The sequence below is a fragment of the Rhizobium sp. L51/94 genome (assembly GCF_019355555.1).
Taxonomy (GTDB): Bacteria; Pseudomonadota; Alphaproteobacteria; order Rhizobiales; family Rhizobiaceae; genus Rhizobium; species Rhizobium rhododendri.
Map to the genome: position 1 here is coordinate 3,298,981 of NZ_CP072141.1, position 16,064 is coordinate 3,315,044.

Annotated in this window: 12 protein-coding genes; 5 read left to right on the forward strand and 7 right to left on the reverse strand. The window is 61.6% G+C overall.

The genetic code is table 11. The annotated features are described in order from the left end of the window. The first annotated feature begins 15 nt into the window (after positions 1–15). The 3 genes from J5274_RS16085 (at position 16) to J5274_RS16095 (ending at position 2,589) form a co-directional block, all read left to right on the forward strand. Positions 16–924 carry a metallophosphoesterase gene (locus J5274_RS16085; protein ID WP_111222671.1) on the forward strand — a complete coding sequence of 303 codons (909 nt, stop codon included), beginning with the start codon at positions 16–18 and terminating at the stop codon, positions 922–924. 316 nt (positions 925–1,240) lie between these two features. Next, the gene (locus J5274_RS16090) at positions 1,241–1,753 is read left to right on the forward strand and encodes an RNA polymerase sigma factor (protein ID WP_142823366.1); all 513 of its coding nucleotides are present in this window, start codon (positions 1,241–1,243) and stop codon (positions 1,751–1,753) included. After that, on the forward strand, positions 1,750–2,589 hold the full coding sequence (locus tag J5274_RS16095) for an anti-sigma factor (protein WP_142823367.1): 840 nt from the start codon (positions 1,750–1,752) through the stop codon (positions 2,587–2,589). Before J5274_RS16090 ends, J5274_RS16095 begins: the two co-directional genes overlap by 4 nt. 77 nt (positions 2,590–2,666) lie before the next feature. On the opposite strand, the gene leuA is transcribed toward J5274_RS16095, so the two are convergent. The 3 genes from leuA to J5274_RS16110 form a co-directional block, all read right to left on the reverse strand. Further along, complete coding sequence (gene leuA, locus J5274_RS16100) at positions 2,667–4,409, reverse strand: 2-isopropylmalate synthase (protein WP_142823368.1); 1,743 nt, start codon at positions 4,407–4,409, stop codon at positions 2,667–2,669. A 523-nt stretch (positions 4,410–4,932) separates the two neighbouring features. Further along, a complete protein-coding gene (locus tag J5274_RS16105) occupies positions 4,933–6,123 on the reverse strand; it encodes a benzoate/H(+) symporter BenE family transporter (protein ID WP_142823369.1) in 1,191 nt (396 codons plus the stop codon). A 233-nt stretch (positions 6,124–6,356) separates the two neighbouring features. Further along, a complete protein-coding gene (locus tag J5274_RS16110) occupies positions 6,357–6,941 on the reverse strand; it encodes an ATP-dependent Clp protease proteolytic subunit (protein ID WP_142823370.1) in 585 nt (194 codons plus the stop codon). Between the two features lie 228 nt (positions 6,942–7,169). Here J5274_RS16110 and J5274_RS16115 point away from each other — a divergent pair, with 228 nt between their 5' ends. Then, positions 7,170–7,991, forward strand: coding sequence for a DUF2076 domain-containing protein (locus J5274_RS16115; protein WP_142823371.1), 822 nt, complete (start codon positions 7,170–7,172; stop codon positions 7,989–7,991). A 63-nt stretch (positions 7,992–8,054) separates the two neighbouring features. Here the strand turns inward: J5274_RS16115 and queF are convergent, their stop codons facing one another. Continuing rightward, complete coding sequence (queF, locus tag J5274_RS16120; RefSeq protein ID WP_142823372.1) at positions 8,055–8,519, reverse strand: preQ(1) synthase; 465 nt, start codon at positions 8,517–8,519, stop codon at positions 8,055–8,057. Between the two features lie 207 nt (positions 8,520–8,726). On the opposite strand from queF, the gene J5274_RS16125 reads away from it, so the two are divergent. Further along, positions 8,727–9,407 (forward strand): GNAT family N-acetyltransferase, encoded by a 681-nt coding sequence (locus tag J5274_RS16125; RefSeq protein ID WP_142823373.1) that lies wholly within the window; start codon positions 8,727–8,729, stop codon positions 9,405–9,407. Positions 9,408–9,454: 47 nt separating this feature from the next. Here J5274_RS16125 and J5274_RS16130 read toward each other — a convergent pair whose 3' ends face one another. From J5274_RS16130 to J5274_RS16140, 3 genes are all read right to left on the reverse strand, one after another. Next, a complete protein-coding gene (locus tag J5274_RS16130) occupies positions 9,455–11,644 on the reverse strand; it encodes an anthranilate synthase (RefSeq protein WP_142823374.1) in 2,190 nt (729 codons plus the stop codon). Positions 11,645–11,898: 254 nt separating this feature from the next. After that, positions 11,899–13,425, reverse strand: a complete 1,527-nt coding sequence (locus J5274_RS16135) for an ABC-F family ATP-binding cassette domain-containing protein (protein WP_142823375.1) — start codon at positions 13,423–13,425, stop codon at positions 11,899–11,901. Positions 13,426–13,772: 347 nt separating this feature from the next. Then, positions 13,773–15,968 (reverse strand): TonB-dependent hemoglobin/transferrin/lactoferrin family receptor, encoded by a 2,196-nt coding sequence (locus J5274_RS16140; RefSeq protein ID WP_219274676.1) that lies wholly within the window; start codon positions 15,966–15,968, stop codon positions 13,773–13,775. Positions 15,969–16,064: the final 96 nt, after the last annotated feature.

The following is a 16,064-nucleotide window of genomic DNA, read 5'->3' on the forward strand; positions in this document are numbered from 1 at the left end:
TTCTATGTCTCACCCATGTTCAAACTCGCGCATATCTCCGATATCCACCTCGGCCCGCTCCCACGGCTTTCCCTCTGGGAGCTTGCCTCGAAGCGCATCACCGGATTTGTGAACTGGCACCGGAACCGGCGCAAGCACTTGTTCGGCGGCACTCTGGATCTTCTGCTGGCAGACATCAAGGCGAAGGAGGCGGACCATCTTTGCGTCACCGGCGATCTAGTCAACCTCGGCACAAAGATAGAGATCCGCACCGCTGCGGAGTGGCTTGCAACCATCGGGCCGCCGGCAACGACCTCCGTCGTGCCGGGCAACCACGATGCCTATGTACCGGGCTCCTATGAGAAATCCGTGCGCGCCTGGTATCCCTATGTGCGCGGCGATCTTGCGCCGGCTGCCTGGGAGGAAGACATGCACGTCTTCCCATACCTCCGCATACGCGACCGCGTCGCCATCATCGGCTGCTCGACGGCCGTTGCCACCCTGCCGTTTTCCGCTAGCGGCTTTTTCGGATCGCGCCAGGCGCGCGAGACGGTGCATATGCTGCGGGCCGCAGGCGAAGCCGGGCTGTTTCGCGTGCTGATGATCCACCATCCGCCGATCCGCGGGGCCGCGTCGTTCCACAAGCGCATGATCGGCATCCGCCGCTTTGCCGCCGTCGTCTCGACCGGTGGCGCGGAACTCGTGCTGCATGGCCATACCCACCTCAACACGCTTCACTGGCTGCGCGGGCCGATAGGCCGTGTCCCGGTGGTCGGCATCGCCTCCGCGTCGCAAGGCGTCGGCGGGTCCAAGCCTCCCGCCGCCTACAACATGTTTTCGATATCGGGCGGTCCGGGCGCCTGGAGCCTGAAAGCCGAGCGCTTCAGCCTCAACCACCGGGGCGATGGCATCTCTGCCGAGGGCACCGATATATTTGCGTCCTGAAGCAGCCATGATTGCCGCTGGATCCTTACAGGAAACAACAGTTTTATGGTTACCGCGCCTTTTACTTCGGAAAGACTGCGATATCTCCTGCCAATGGTCGTCTGCATCTGAGATCATCTGTCGCACCGGTCAACGAAGCCTTTATGCCGACTTGCGAAACGGGTCGGGAAGTGGTCATATCGCTGTCATGGATGTCTTCTCGATGCGTGGACCGACATCAGCCTTGCAAAGGCTGGTGCGAACGTCCGATGCATTTATCATGTAGTCGAAAATTCAAACCCGCGTCCGGTGACGGTCACTTCATCGTGGAAAGACAATGCGCGCTCCCATCCCTGCCCCGGACATTCGTCGCGACCTCGTTGGCCTGCTGCCCAAGTTGCGACGCTTCGCAGTGACGTTGACCGGAGACGTGGCAGATGCCGACGAATTGCTGCAAAAGGTTTGTCAGCGCAGCGTCGCGAAAATCCATCTCTGGAATACGGAAGAGCGGCTGGACAGCTGGCTCTACGCGATGACACGGCAGGTGTGGGTCGAAGAATCTCGCCGGCACCGGGTCCGCGCCGGCGCTCCGAGAGCTGTCGCCGGCCAGAAAGGCGACGCCACTTTGCAGCAGCCGCGCCCGACCGAAGGCAGCGAAAGCCATCAGGCGATAACGGCGCTCCCAGAGGGCCTTGCCAGCGTCTTCCTGCTCGCCGATGTCGAAGGCCACAGCTACAAGCAGACAGCCGATATCCTTGGCATCCCGCTGTCGATCGTCGCCTCCCGGCTTGCCAATGCCCGCCTGGCCTTTGCCGCCGCCGGGCGCAATCGTCTCAGCCAGAGGTCATGACAGTGCAGGATATCCGCAAGACACCGATCGAAGCGCGGCTAGCCGCCTATATCGATGGCGAGGCCAGCCCTGAAGAGAGGCGCACGCTGGAGGATCTGATTTCCGCCGATGCCGACACCGGCCGCGTCTATGAAAACCTGCGGCAGGGCTCAGATATCGGACGCAAGGTTTTCGACGACCTCCTGAAGGAGCCGGTGCCTCTGGCGCTTGTGCGCTCGATCAAGAGCGCTCCGGCACCGAAGGTCCGTGAAGCGCGGCGGCTTTCGCGGCCGGCCGTGAAGCTCGCGCCGTCGGGCAAGCAGGCGCTGGCGGCGGCCCTGATCCTCTTCGTCATCGGCGGCGGCATTGGATATCTCTTCGGCACCCAGCCGGGCGCTGCCCGCCTCACCCTCCCCTTGGTCCCGAACCAGGCACGAACCTGGCCCGACGACCTTGCCGCTGCCCAACGCATCTATCTGCGCCAGTCCAGCCATATCGTCGAACTCGGCGCCACAGAGAGCGATGAGATCATGACGTGGCTGACCTCGACCGTCGGCGTCAAGTTCAACCTGCCCGATCTGTCGAGCCAGGGCCTGGTATTTCAAGGCGCGCGTCTGCTGGTAGCGGGCGGCAAGCCGACCGGACAGCTCGTCTACCGCAACATCGACGGTGAAATCGTTTCGGTCTGCTTCTTCAAGGACAGCGCCGGGACCGATGGCAGCGATTTCAACGAGATCATCAAGGACGATATCGGCATCGTTCCCTGGCACCGCGCCGGGGTCGGCTATGCCATCGTCGGCGCATCCTCGGACGCACTGCTCGACGATATCGCCAACCGCGTGTCGGTGGCGATCTGAACTGTGCCAGACGCAAAATGGCGGCCTGCCGGGCCGCCATTTCGATGAGATGATGTTTCAAGCGGGAGCGATGGGCTTCAGGAGCCGGCTTTCAAGGCGAGAACCCGGTTGGCGGCCGAGACTATGGCCTCCAGCGACGCCGCAACGATATTGGTGTTGACGCCGGCGCCGAACAATTTCCCACCCGGATAGGAAGTCTCCACATACGAGATCGCCGCAGCGTTCGAACCATGCTGGAGTGAGTGCTCGGAGTAATCCTCCACAGACATTTCGACGCCGAGATAGGCCGACAAGGCATTGATGAAGCCATCGATCGGCCCGTTGCCACGACCCTCGATCTTCCTGAGTTCGCCACCGTCGGTGATTTCGGCCGTGATGATCCGTTGCCCCTTGTGCTCGGGATCGGCGAAGATGTGGTGATCGACGAACCGGATGCGGGCATCCGGCTGTTGAACGTAAAGCTCCATGAAACGATCGTAGATGCGCTTGGCCGGCAGCTCCTTGCCCTCGACATCGGTGATGTTCTGGATTTCCTGCCGGAACTCGACCTGCAGGTTGCGCGGCAGGTTCAGCCCGTAGTCCTGCTGCAGGATGTAGGCGATGCCGCCCTTGCCGGACTGCGAATTGATGCGGATGATCGCCTCGTAGGAGCGCCCGACATCCTGCGGGTCGATCGGCAGATAGGGCACTTCCCAGACAGAGGTGTTGGCGACCTTGCTCGCCTTCATCCCCTTGTTGATGGCGTCCTGGTGCGAGCCGGAAAAGGCCGTGTAGACGAGTTCGCCGACATAGGGATGACGCTCGGCAATGGTCATCTGGTTGGAATATTCGTAGACTTCCTTGATCCGCTCGATGTCCGAGCAATCGATCTGCGGGTCTACCCCTTGTGTGAACATGTTCAGCGCCATGGTCACGACATCGACGTTACCCGTACGCTCGCCGTTACCGAACAAGGTACCCTCGACGCGGTCGGCGCCGGCCAGCAGGGCCAGTTCCGCAGCGGCGATGCCGGTGCCGCGGTCGTTGTGTGGATGCAGCGAGATGATCAGGTTTTCGCGGTTGTCGAGGTTGCGGCACATCCACTCGATCTGGTCGGCATAGACGTTCGGCGTGGCCATCTCGACGGTCGACGGGAGGTTGATGATCAGCTTGTTGTCGGCTGTTGGCCGGATCTCGGCGATGACGGCGTTACAAATCTCCAGCGCCACCTCCAGCTCGGTGCCGGTGAAGCTCTCAGGCGAATATTCGAAGCGATAGTCGCCGCCGGCCTTGGACGCCATGTCGGTGATCATCTTGGCCGCATCGACGGCAATCTGCTTGATGCCGTGCACATCCTTGGCAAACACTACGCGACGCTGCAGCTCGCTGGTGGAATTATAGAAGTGCACGATCGGCCGGTTTGCACCCTCCAACGATTCGAAGGTGCGGGTGATCAGCTCGGGCCGGCACTGCACCAGCACCTGCAGTGACACGTCGTCGGCCACATTGCCTTCTTCGATGCACCAGCGGGCGAAGTCGAAATCGGTCTGCGAGGCTGACGGAAAGCCGATCTCGATTTCCTTGAAGCCCATTTCCAGCAACAGCTGGAACATGCGCGCCTTTCGGTCATGACCCATCGGGTCGACCAGAGACTGGTTGCCGTCGCGCAGATCGACCGAGCACCAGATCGGCGGCTTGGTGAGCGTCTTCGACGGCCAGGTACGGTCGGGGATGTTGACCTGCGGATAGGCACGGTATTTTTCGGCAGCTTTGGCCATGCCCTTGAAGCGGGACATGGTTGCAGGAGACTTGCCAGCGGGGGAATGAGTCTGCTCGTCCATCGTCTTTTCCTCGTGCCGTCGATTGCCCGCCTCATAGCCGATCGGCTGGGGCTTGGCGATGACAAAAGCGGCTTTGAATGTGGGCCTTGAATGATTGTCGGATGCTAGGTCGAGGAGCGAATGCCGGGCGGGCTTGTCGGCCGCCGGGCGCTCCTCAACGGACCCGGCAACCGCGCGTAAGGCCGAGGAGAAGAAGCGACGTGAAGGCGCGCGAGTTGTCACGCAGGGCGATGCGACCGCGTGCAATCTGGCTGGAAATTTTTGCGCCTGTAGACTTCATGATTGGTTGTATAGCGTCGGGGCAAAAAAGAAGCAAGCCCCGCCCAGTCTTTCGGCATTTGCACCATTTAGACCTGCTACTTGCACCGTTGCGACACCTGACCGTCGAAAATTCAGGGCGCAGCTCTCTGAGGAGAGCTGCCTATCAGCAGGGCCTCTGCATTTGTTCGGGTTCAATACAAAGAGCCTAACTGTAGGACAAAACAGAGGCGGCAGAGGCGGCAAAGCCGCCAGAGTACCTTATTCAGCGGTTCGCAGGCAGCTTTCTTACCGCACCTTGCAGCAGCAGCATCAGCCCACCGGCAATCAACCCCCAGAATGCGCCCGAAATGCCGCCGAAGGACACGCCGGATGCGGTGACCAGAAATGTCACCGCGGCGGCTTCGCGCGTTTCGACCACTTGAAACGCAGCCATGGCCGAGCCGGAGAAGGCGCCGATCAGTGCAAGGCCGGCCACCGCTTCGATGAGGATGGGCGGCGCCAGCGCGACGAAGGCGGTGACAGCGCCGGCAAGCAGTCCGAAGACGATGTAGACGATGCCGGCGATAACGGCGGCCCAATAGCGGCGGTCTGGATCGGCGTTGGCATCCTTGCCCGCACACATGGCGGCCGTTATCGCCGCAAGATTGACCGCATGCCCACCGAAAGGCGTGCTCACAAGCGAAAATAGGCCGGTCACGGCAAACAGCGGACCGGGTTTCGGATCGTACTGGTTGACCTTGAGCACGGCGATGCCGGGAATATTCTGCGACGCCATGGTGACGATGAACAGCGGCAGCGCGATCGACACCAGCCCGGCCATGGTGAACAGCGGTTGGACCAGTTCCAGGCGCGGCATCAGCGACTGCTCGAGCGAAGACAGCGCGCCCGCAGGCATCTGCACCCCGAATGCCAGCACGGCGACAAAAGCGGCCAGCGCAGCAGGAACCGCCCAGAGCCGCCGGAAAGCGCCGACGACGACCCAGGCGAGCACGATCGGCAATCCCAGCAACGGATTGAAGGCGATGGCCTTCACCGGCGCGAAGCACAAGCCGATCAGCACGCCCGCAAGCATCGCATTGGCGAGAGGCGCCGGGATAGACGCAACCGCACGCCCCAGCGGCCGGAACAGCCCTGCAACGATAATCAACGCCGCACAGACGACGAAGCCACCCACCGCCGCCTGGAACCCGCCGGCAATCGCGCCGGAGCTTGCCAGCAGCGCCGCACCCGGCGTCGACCAGGCAATGCTCACCGGCAACCGCGTCGTCAGGCTGAGCACAATGGCACAGAGCCCCATTGAGATCGACAGCACCGTCAACCCCGAAGCCGCCTGCCCCGGCGTTGCCCCAACCGCCTGCAGCCCATGCAGCACCACCGCAAAGGAACTGGCAAATCCAACGAAAGCGGTGAGGCAGCCCATAAAGACGGCTTGGGCGGAAAGATCTTTGAGCATGGCGGCGGTAATGACTCGTAAGGGCGTGAGAGCTCAATGGAGCATTACAGGCCGGATTGGCGCAAGAGCACTTCACCGTCATTTTGTAACGAAGATGGCTGTTTGAAACGTAAGATCAAAAGAACGAGACGGTGAGTTCGGTGCAGAATAAACGATGCAGCCGAGCACATTGCCAAAAACAAAAAAGCGCCCTCGCCCGCATTATGCAGGCAAGGGCGCTTGGTGTGCAACAATCAGAGTTCGCTTTGCGATGTCACGATGCGGGAGACCAGACCGTAGGTCTTGGCGTCTTCGGCCGAGAGCCAGTAGTCGCGGTCGGTGTCCTTGGCGATCTTTTCCAGCGGCTGGCCGGTCGCGGCTGCGAAGATCCGGTTCAGGCGCTCGTTCATCTTGATGATCTCGCGGGCCTGGATCTCGATATCCGATGCCATGCCGCGTGTGCCGCCCGAGGGCTGATGCAGCAGGAAGCGGGTGTTCGGCAGGCAAAGCCGGCGTTCCTTGGGAACGCTGACGAAGATCAGCGCGCCGGCAGATGCAACCCAGCCGGTGCCGATGATCCAGACCTTGGGCTTGATGAACTTAATCATGTCGTGGATCGAATCGCCGGATTCGACGTGGCCGCCGGGCGAGCTGACATAGATGCGGATGTCTTCGTCGCTGGCAGCGGCAAGGGCGACCAGCTGCGAGCAGACCTTCTGCGCCAATTCCTGCGTAATGCCGCCATAAATGAAGATCGAACGCGACTTGAAGAGGTTCGCCTCCGTTTCCTTGCCGAGCGGCAGTTCCGTCTTCTTGTCTTCCTGTTCGTCGTCGTTCATGAACAACTCTCCACCGTGATTTGTCGTATGCCGCACATAATGCTGTTCCATGCGTAAAACAATGCGGGAAAAAGACAAGCCACGGAACCGGTGAAGATATCCTTGCCGCTTTGCCCATTACCGACCCGATTACCGAAATGTAACTTGGCAGGGCTTTGAAAAGCCGAATTCCCTTCCTACGTCAGGTGATGCGATCCGGAATCGCATCAAAGTTTTCATGGAGCCGTCATGTCGCCCGAAGAACGTCAACTGCTTAGCTCTCTCTTCGACCGCGTCAAAGCCGCAGCGGCGACCCCGCGCGATGCAGACGCCGAAGCCTTCATCAACCAGTCGGTACGCGACAATCCCACCGCGCCCTACCTGCTCGCCCAGGCGGTCATCGTCCAGGAGCAGGGCATGAAGGCCGCTGCCGACCGCATCAAGCAGCTCGAAGACCAGGTCAAGGAACTGCAGGACAGTGCCGAACACCAGCCCGCCGCCTCGCAAGGTGGCGGAAGCTTCCTCGGCGGCCTCGGCTCCATTTTCGGCGGTGGACAATCCGCAGCACCGCAGCCACAGCGTGCCGCCCCGCCCCAGCAGAGTTATGGCCAGCAGCAAGGCTATTCGGCTCCACAGCAGGGCTATGGGCAACCGCAGCCGGGTCCCTGGGGCCAGCAGAACCAGCAGCAGCAGCCGGTTGGCCCATGGAGCCAGCAGCCGCAGGCCCAGTCGGGCGGCGGCGGCTTTCTGCGCGGTGCGCTCGGCACGGCAGCCGGCGTTGCCGGCGGCGTGATGCTGGCGGAATCGCTGAGCAGCCTGTTCAGCCCGCATATCGGTGGCGCAGCGGCAGGGCTTGGCGGCCTTGGAGCAGCAGCGGCGGCACCGGCCGCAGCACCCGCCGTCGAGGAAACGGTCGTCAACAATTATTATGGCGACAGCAACGGCAACAACAACGACCAGAACGCTGGAAACGACGACAATGCCAATGACCAGAACCTGGTCAGCGACGACAGCGACACCGATTTCGACAATTCCTACGATAGCGGCGGCGACGACAGCTTCAACGTCTGACGTTTTCGCAGAGCCCCGATGCGACGCCGCGCTTCGCCTGAAGCGCGGCGTTTTTAATGAGGGTCAGCCGCGACCGCGATAGGTCGGGACGCCCTGGTCCGGCAACCACAGGCCTTCCGGCGGCTTGCCGGTCTGCCAGAAGACGTCGATGGGGATGCCGCCGCGCGGATACCAGTAGGCGCCGATACGCAGCCATTTCGGCTGCAGCAGGTCGACGATGCGCTTGGCAATGTAGACGGAGCAATCCTCGTGGAAGGCGCCGTGATTGCGGAATGCATGCAGGAAAAGCTTCAGCGACTTCGATTCCACCAGCCATTCGCCGGGCACGTAGTCGATGACGATATGGGCGAAATCCGGCTGGCCGGTCATCGGGCAGAGCGAGGTGAACTCGGGCGCGGTGAAGCGCACGAGGTATTCGGTACCCTGATGGGTGGCCGGCACCTTTTCGAGGATTGCAGTCTCGGGGCTGGTGGGCGTTTCGGTGTGGCTGCCGAGCATGGACAGGCCGGAAACATCGGTATTGGGCATGGCTTCAAGCCTCCTTGTTCGTTCTGACGCTGCGCCCTGGCTTGACCGCCTGGCGCCGTGCTTGTTACTTCGCGGGTCGCTTGGCTATCCCCTATGGCATCTTCGAGGCGATCGCAAATACAAGCGATAGCCTTGGCAAGGTATCGAACCCCTGCCCGCCGAAAAGTGATATGGCGAAGCGAAAAACAAAAATCAGGAGAAATCGCCGTGGCGCATATACTCGACAGGCCTGTCTGGAACACGCTGCAGACGAGCCATGCGCCGCTGGCGATCGGCGGCCCCCTTGCCAAGCGGTTTGCGCCATCGACCGTTCCCTTTGCCGCCGCTGCAGACGACGCGCCGGAAAGCCTTCAGGCGCTGGCAAACCTGCCCATCGGAGACGAAAGGATAGTCCTCGTGGAAGCCGGTCCGATTGTGATTCCCGAGGGAATTGTCGTCCTTGCGGAAGGCGAACTCTACCAGATGACAGCCGACCGGCCGCATGAGCGGATCACCGATCCCCGGATCGAATTGCTGGACGAAAGCGACGCCGACGAGATGCTGGAACTGGCACTGTTGACCAAGCCCGGTCCGTTCACGCTCGGCGCACAAAGGCTCGGCCCATTCTGGGGCGTCAGGATCGAGGGCCGGCTAGTGGCCATGGCCGGCCAGCGCATGCGCCTGCCCGGCTTCGGCGAACTCAGCGGTCTCTGCACCCATCCGGATTTCCAAGGTCGCGGTCTCGGCAGCCTGCTGTTTCGCTTTGTCGCCGGCGAAATCGCCGCCCGCGGCGAGGTAGCCTTCCTGCATGCCTATGTCGGCAACACGGCGGCGATCGCGCTCTACCAGGCACTCGGCTTCAGCATCCGCGCAACGATGAACATGCGCGCCGTGAAGCGGCAGGAATAGCGGCTCCGTCGAGGCGGCGGGATCGTCCGCCGCCTTTCAGAGAAACCTCAGGCCGCCTTGGTCTTTGTCCGCCGCGCGAGGTTTGCCACGACATTCTCGATCATTCGCATGCCGGCATCGCCACCGAGCGTCATGATCGATTCCGGGTGGAACTGCACCGCTGCAACCGGCTCCTTGGTGTGCTCGATACCCATGATCGTGCCATCCTCGCTTTCCGCCGTGATCATGAATTCACGCGGCAGGGTCGAGGGGTCGGCGAAGATCGAGTGGTAGCGCCCGACGGTCACCTCCCTGGAAAGGCCTGAAAACACGATACCGGGCTCCAGTACGCGAATACGCGACGGCTTGCCGTGCATCGGCACAGCCAGTTGCCTGAGATCGCCGCCATAGGCTTCGGCCAGCGCCTGCAGGCCGAGGCAGACGCCGAAGATCGGCAGGTTGCGGGCCCGTGCCTTCTTGATCGTCGCCTTGCAATCGAAATCTTTCGGATTGCCGGGCCCCGGCGACAGCACGACCAGATCGGGGTCGAGGCGGTCGAAGACCTCCTCCGACACCGGCGTGCGGACCGTCGAAACGGTGGCACCGGTCTGGCGGAAGTAGTTGGCGAGCGTGTGGACGAAGCTGTCCTCGTGGTCGACAAGCAGGATGCTGACGCCCTTGCCGACCGCAGCAACATCGCGCTTGGTCTTAGCGGAACCGGCAGACTTTGCATCGCGGATGGCAGAGAGCATGGCAGATGCCTTCAGTTCGGTTTCGGCTTCTTCCTCTTCGGGGATGGAGTCGTTGAGCAACGTAGCGCCGGCCCGCACTTCGGCAATCCCGTCCTTGATACGCACGGTGCGCAGCGTCAGACCGGTGTTCATGTCGCCGTTGAAGCCGACCATGCCGATGGCGCCGCCATACCAGGCACGCGGGCTCTTTTCGCGGCTTTCGATGAAGCGCATGGCCCAGAGTTTCGGCGCACCGGTGACGGTGACGGCCCAGGCGTGTGACAGGAATCCGTCGAACGCATCCATGTCGTCGCGCAAGCGCCCCTCGATGTGGTCGACGGTGTGAATCAGGCGCGAATACATCTCGATCTGACGGCGGCCGATGACCTTGACCGAGCCCGGCTCGCAGACGCGGCTCTTGTCGTTGCGGTCGACGTCCGAGCACATGGTCAGCTCGGATTCGTCCTTCTTCGAGTTCAGAAGCTTGAGGATCTGCTCGCTATCGGCGATCGGGTCCTCGCCGCGCTTGATCGTGCCCGAGATCGGGCAGGTCTCGATGCGACGGCCGGAGACGCGCACGAACATCTCTGGCGATGCGCCGACCAGATATTCCTGGTGGCCGAGGTTGATGAAGAACGAATAGGGCGACGGATTGATCGCCTTCAGACGCTTGGAAATATCCGACGGCTTGGAATCGCAGCGCTCCATGAACTTCTGCCCGGGAACGACCTCAAACAGGTCGCCCTTGCGAAAGCTCTCCTTCGCCTTGTTCACCAACTCGGCAAATTCGCCCGGGCGATGGTCACTCTTCGGCGGAATGGTGTCCGTGTGGTGGAAGGGTTCCGGCGGGATATCACCGGCCTTGCCATCAGTGGTCAGCCCGCCCTTTTCGAAGTCGTAGCGGTCGATCCAGGCCTTGGCGGCGTAGTTGTCGACCACGAGGATCTCGTCGGGCAGGTACAGCACCATGTCGCGCTGGTCGGCGGGACGCGTCAGTTTCAGGTCGATGGCGTCGAACTGGAAGGCGATATCGTAGCCGAAGGCACCGTAGAGCCCGAGGGCCGCGTCAGCCTGAGAGTAGAACAGGTCGGTGACGGCGCGCAGCACGGTGAACACCGTCGGCATCTTCGACCGTTCTTCCTCGGTGAACACCCGGTCGGGCGCCTTGACGATGAGGTCGAGCCGACGCGGCGTCGACGCACCGAGGGCCACTTCGCGCACGGTTTGCAGCCGAGCCTCGATAAACCCGAGGATGACCTCGCCACGCTCGTTATAGGCTTCGATCCAGACATTGCGGCCAAAGCAGGAGATGCCGATGGGCGGGTCGACGACGGCAGTGTCCCAGCGCGTGTAGCGGCCCGGATACTCGTAGTTGGAGGAAAACACCGCGCCGCGCCGCTCGTCCAGCTTGTCGATGTAGGACGAGACTGCGTCGTCATAGGCGATTGGCCGACGCTGGCGCGTCACGGTAATGCCGCCCTTGGTCTCGTAGATTTCCGCACCGTCATCCCGCAGGATCGTAACCATGACCGTCTCTCCGCTTCTTCAGGCCCGGATGACAGGCGCTTTACATACAAAAAAAGCCGCCTGAAACTCTCGGGCGGCTTACTCGTCGTCTTTGAACACGATTGATCGAGGCCGCTGTTAGCGAGCCCACCACCAAGATGCACTGTTCGAAGACATGTTCATGGACAAATTGTTAGCGCGAGATGCGGAGATGCGCAAGCGCCAATTCCGCTGAAAGTTTCGGGCGGGCGACCGCCGCCCGAAACCGCGCGAACTCAGGCCGACGGCTGTGCCGAGGCGAAAAACGCCTCGGGTCCATCCACCTCGACCAGCTTTTTTCGCTCGATCTGCCAGAAGCGGTTGCCGACCGCCCTGACGAAGCTGCGATCGTGCGACACCAGCAGGCAGGTCGAACCCTCCGCCAGCAATTCGCTTTCCAGTGCCTCCTGCCCCTCGATATCGAGATGATTGGTCGGCTCGTCCAGGAGATGGAAATTGGGTTGGCGCAGGTGCAATACCAGCATCGCCAGCCGCGCCTTCTGGCCGCCCGAGAGCCGGCCGATTGCCCGTCCCTGCATCTCGACGCCGATGCCTACTCCGGCAAGCAGACTGCGCGCCCGGGGCTCACCCAGCGCAAACAGCCGCGACAGCGTTGCCAGCGGCGTATCTGCGTCGGCAAGATTGGCGAGCGACTGGTCGCTGTAGCCGAGCACCAGCGAAGGCGTGGCGCGCACCGGCGCCGCCCCATCGCCTGCCACCTCTATCGCACCCCTGATCATCTCCATCAGTCGTGTCTTGCCGGCACCGTTGGCCCCGAGCAACACGATGCGGTCGCCCTGGCGGATCCAGAGCTTGCCGGTCTTGAAGAGCGGCGTTCCATCCGGTGTGGCAACGGTGGCGTCGTCGAGGGTCACGAGGACCTTCGCCTGGCTGGCGCTGCTGCCAAGCCTTATGGCTCCGGCCGAGCGCTCACGGTGGCCCGGCCGGGACGCATCCTCGAGGCGGTCGGCCCGCTCCTTCAACTGCCTGGTCTTGACGGTCAGCAGGTCACTGCCGGAGTTGATGCCGATATTCTTGAGCTTGGCTGCCTGGCGCCGCAATTGTTGCGCGGCTTTCACATCCTTCTCGTAGCGCTGCTCCTGCGACGCATCGATATTATCGAGCGCGGCCCTCGCCATGCTGTAGGGAAGCTGGAACTGCTGCGACTGCTCGGCCCTGAGGAACAGCGTGCGGTTGGTGACGGCATCCAGGAACGCCCGGTCGTGGCTTGCGACAAGCACCGAGACGGCGCGCGGCAGAGCGTTCAGCCAGTTCTCCAGCAGCGCAATCTTGAACAGGTCCAGATGGTTGGTCGGCTCGTCCAGCAGCATCACGTCCGGCTCGGTGACGGCGACGCGGGCCACCAGCGCCAGCCGCTGCCAGCCACCGCTCAGCTGTGCAAGCGGCCGCTCGCGCAAGGCCTCGGGCACGTCAAGCGTATCGAGCACCACATCGACGCGCCAGCTCTCGCTGTCGGCCTGCCCGGGTGCAAGTGCCTGCGCGACCGCCGCATGAAACGGCAATTTCGCCAAGGCGGGCGCGACGTTCTGTTCGACATACCCGATTGTCAGCCCGCGCGACCGCGTGACGTCGCCTGCCGTCGGTTCGAGACGGCCTGCAATGCAGTTGAGAAGTGTGGATTTACCCCGGCCGTTGGCCGCAACGATGCCGACCCGATCTCCACCAGTGAGGCTGAAATTGAGGTTGGAGAACAGCGGCTCGCCAAGGGTGACGGCGAGATTGTGTAAGGTGATCGAAGACATTTTCAGTTCTCTGGTCTGACCGGGCAACGACCACCAACCCGCGTCGGCAGTTCGTCTCGGTCGTTATCAGGATGCAGCGCGAACGCAGGCGTTCAGCTGCAGGCCAAAAGGGCAGACCAGAAAGGGTATGGGAAAGTTACAGCCTCTGATCAGCCCTGCAAACGCATCCGCAGGGCATCGTTCGGGCCGAACTGGCGATTGCGCCAGAGTGTCGTGATCATTGCGGCCCTCCTTTCTCAAAAGACTGAAGCAGATCGATAGCATTCGAACGCATGCGAAACAACTGTCGTGGAAGCCGTAAAACGTCGAAGGGCGGCACCATGGCGCCGCCCTTCAGCTGCTGGTTTCTAGAACCTCTGCGAAATCGCCAGTTTGATGTAGCGACCGGATTCCGAGTAGATTTCGGTCGCATTGGTGACGTCCTTGACCTCGAGGGCATCGTAGTAGGTCTTGTTGGTCAGGTTATAGACGCCTGCCTGAAGGGTCATTCCCTTCAGCGTTTCAGGCTTCCACCAGCCGGTGAGGTTGAAGATACCGTATCCCGGAGGCTTGGACGACGCCGAGGACTTATCGGAGACGGCCGCAGAGGCAACCATGCTCAGATCCGTACCCCATGTCTCGCGCTCGAAGCCTACACCCAGGATGGCCTTGAGCGGAGCGACGGACGATAGAAGTTCATCGGTATCCATGTTCGTCCCGCGGGCGTAAAATGCTGCGGCGTGGAGGTTGATACCGTTGTTGAACTTCTTATGCCCATCGACCTGGATCCCGTTGATACGGACATTGTCGATGTTGATGTACTCAGCCGTACCGACCGCATATCCCGGCGTGGGAATAAAATCGGAGGTGTCGATGAAGTTCTTGTAGCGCGTGCTGTAGGCGCTGACATGACCGCCGAAGTCGTCGTCACCAAGGTTGGCACCGCCTTCGAAGCCCCAGCTGGTTTCAGCCTTGAGATCGGGATTGCCGATCGACCGGTACATCGGCGTGTTGTCGTAGTCGACGTAGAGCTGGTAGGCATTCGGGGCCTTGTAGGCCGTGACGAACTGCGCATAGAGCTCGACATCAGGCGTCGCCCGCCAGGCAGCCCTGAGCTTCGGCGAGAAATGGCTGCCGTTCTGGCCATCCGGCGTGCCGGCGGGATAGGATGCCGTATCCTGCGGAGCCTGCTTGTACCAGTCGAAACGCAGGCCGGGCGTCAGCGAGAACGGGCTGTTGCCAACGCTGATCTTGTCCTCGGCATAGGCACCGAACTTGTAGCCGTCCACATCTGGCGCATAATTCTGGTTGGTGTGGAAAAAGGCACACGAGCCGACGGGCGGCGTCGTGCAGGAATCGACGCCCTTCAGATAATAGCTGCTGCTGGCAAACTGGAAGTCGCTACCGAACGTCAGCTTGTGATCGAGCACGCCGGTCGTGAAGTCCGAATTCGCCCAAGCCGTATAGCCGAGATCGCGCTCGTCGCTTTCCATGATGCGATCGTATTCACCCTTTGGCGTCGTCAGCCGGTTTGCAAGGATGCCTTCCTCGCGACCGCTTTTCTGCCAGTAGAGGGTGGCAAAGGCGCTGTCGATCCAGCTGTCTGCAGAGGTCGCATCGTATTTGTAGTCGAGCGAAACCCGGTCGCGCGACTTGTCCTGCTTGTATTTGTAGTCGTTGTAGGTCGTGCCATAGAGCGAATAGGACAGGTAGTCCCGGGTCGAGTTATAGCCATAGTGTTCCGCCGTCAGGCCGATCGTATGACCACCTTCGAGTTCCTGGCGGATCTTGAACAGCAGGTTGCGCTGATTGTAGTCAACCGGATCGGCCACTGTTCTCTTGCTGCCGACGCCAGCGACATCGCCGTTCGATTCTGACTCGTGCCCGTACTTGTAGGAAGACTGGAACAGCACGGAGGTGTTCTCGATCTTCTTGGCGACCGCACCGGAAGCGGTGATCGAGTGATCGGAGCCATCGAAGCCGAGCTTGAACATTCCGCCAAAGGTCTGGCCGTCGCCAATCACGTCGTCCGGCTCCAGCGTATGGAGCATCAGCGCGCCGCCCAGCGCACCCGAACCGGCGCGGCTGGAATCGGCGCTGTGCAACACGTCGACGGAAGAAAGCGATGTGAAATCGTAGGTGTCCGCGCCGCCGCCGTAGCTATAGACGTTATCGAAAAAGTACGGCAGGGGGATGCCGTCGGTGGTCGTCAGCACGCGATCCGCCTCGAGCCCACGAATGTTGACGCTCTTCGAAACGTCATTATAGGACACGCTCGGATCGACGGTGTTGCCGAAGTCCTTGAGGTCGTCGACCTGCTTCTTTTCCAGGGTCTCCCTTGTGGTGTGCGCCGCCAGTGGCGAGTCCGCAACCGAGCCTTTTTGCACCGTGTTGCGGGCATTCTTCACGACGATTTTCTGCAGCGTCGTGCTGTCAGTCTGCTCTGTCGCAGTAGACGCCGAAGCCGCAGTCCCTGCCTGTTGAGCAAAAGATGCGGTGGGAATGCCGAGCGCCAGAAACGCCGTGCACGTCAAGAGAACCGAGCGGGATCGCCGGAGCACCATAACCAATTCCTTTCAAGGTGATGTACCGGGCTGGCTGGTTGGCACGCTGCAAGGCGCCCAAGGGGCTGGCTAGGCGGACGGAAAGAGGCAGAAATA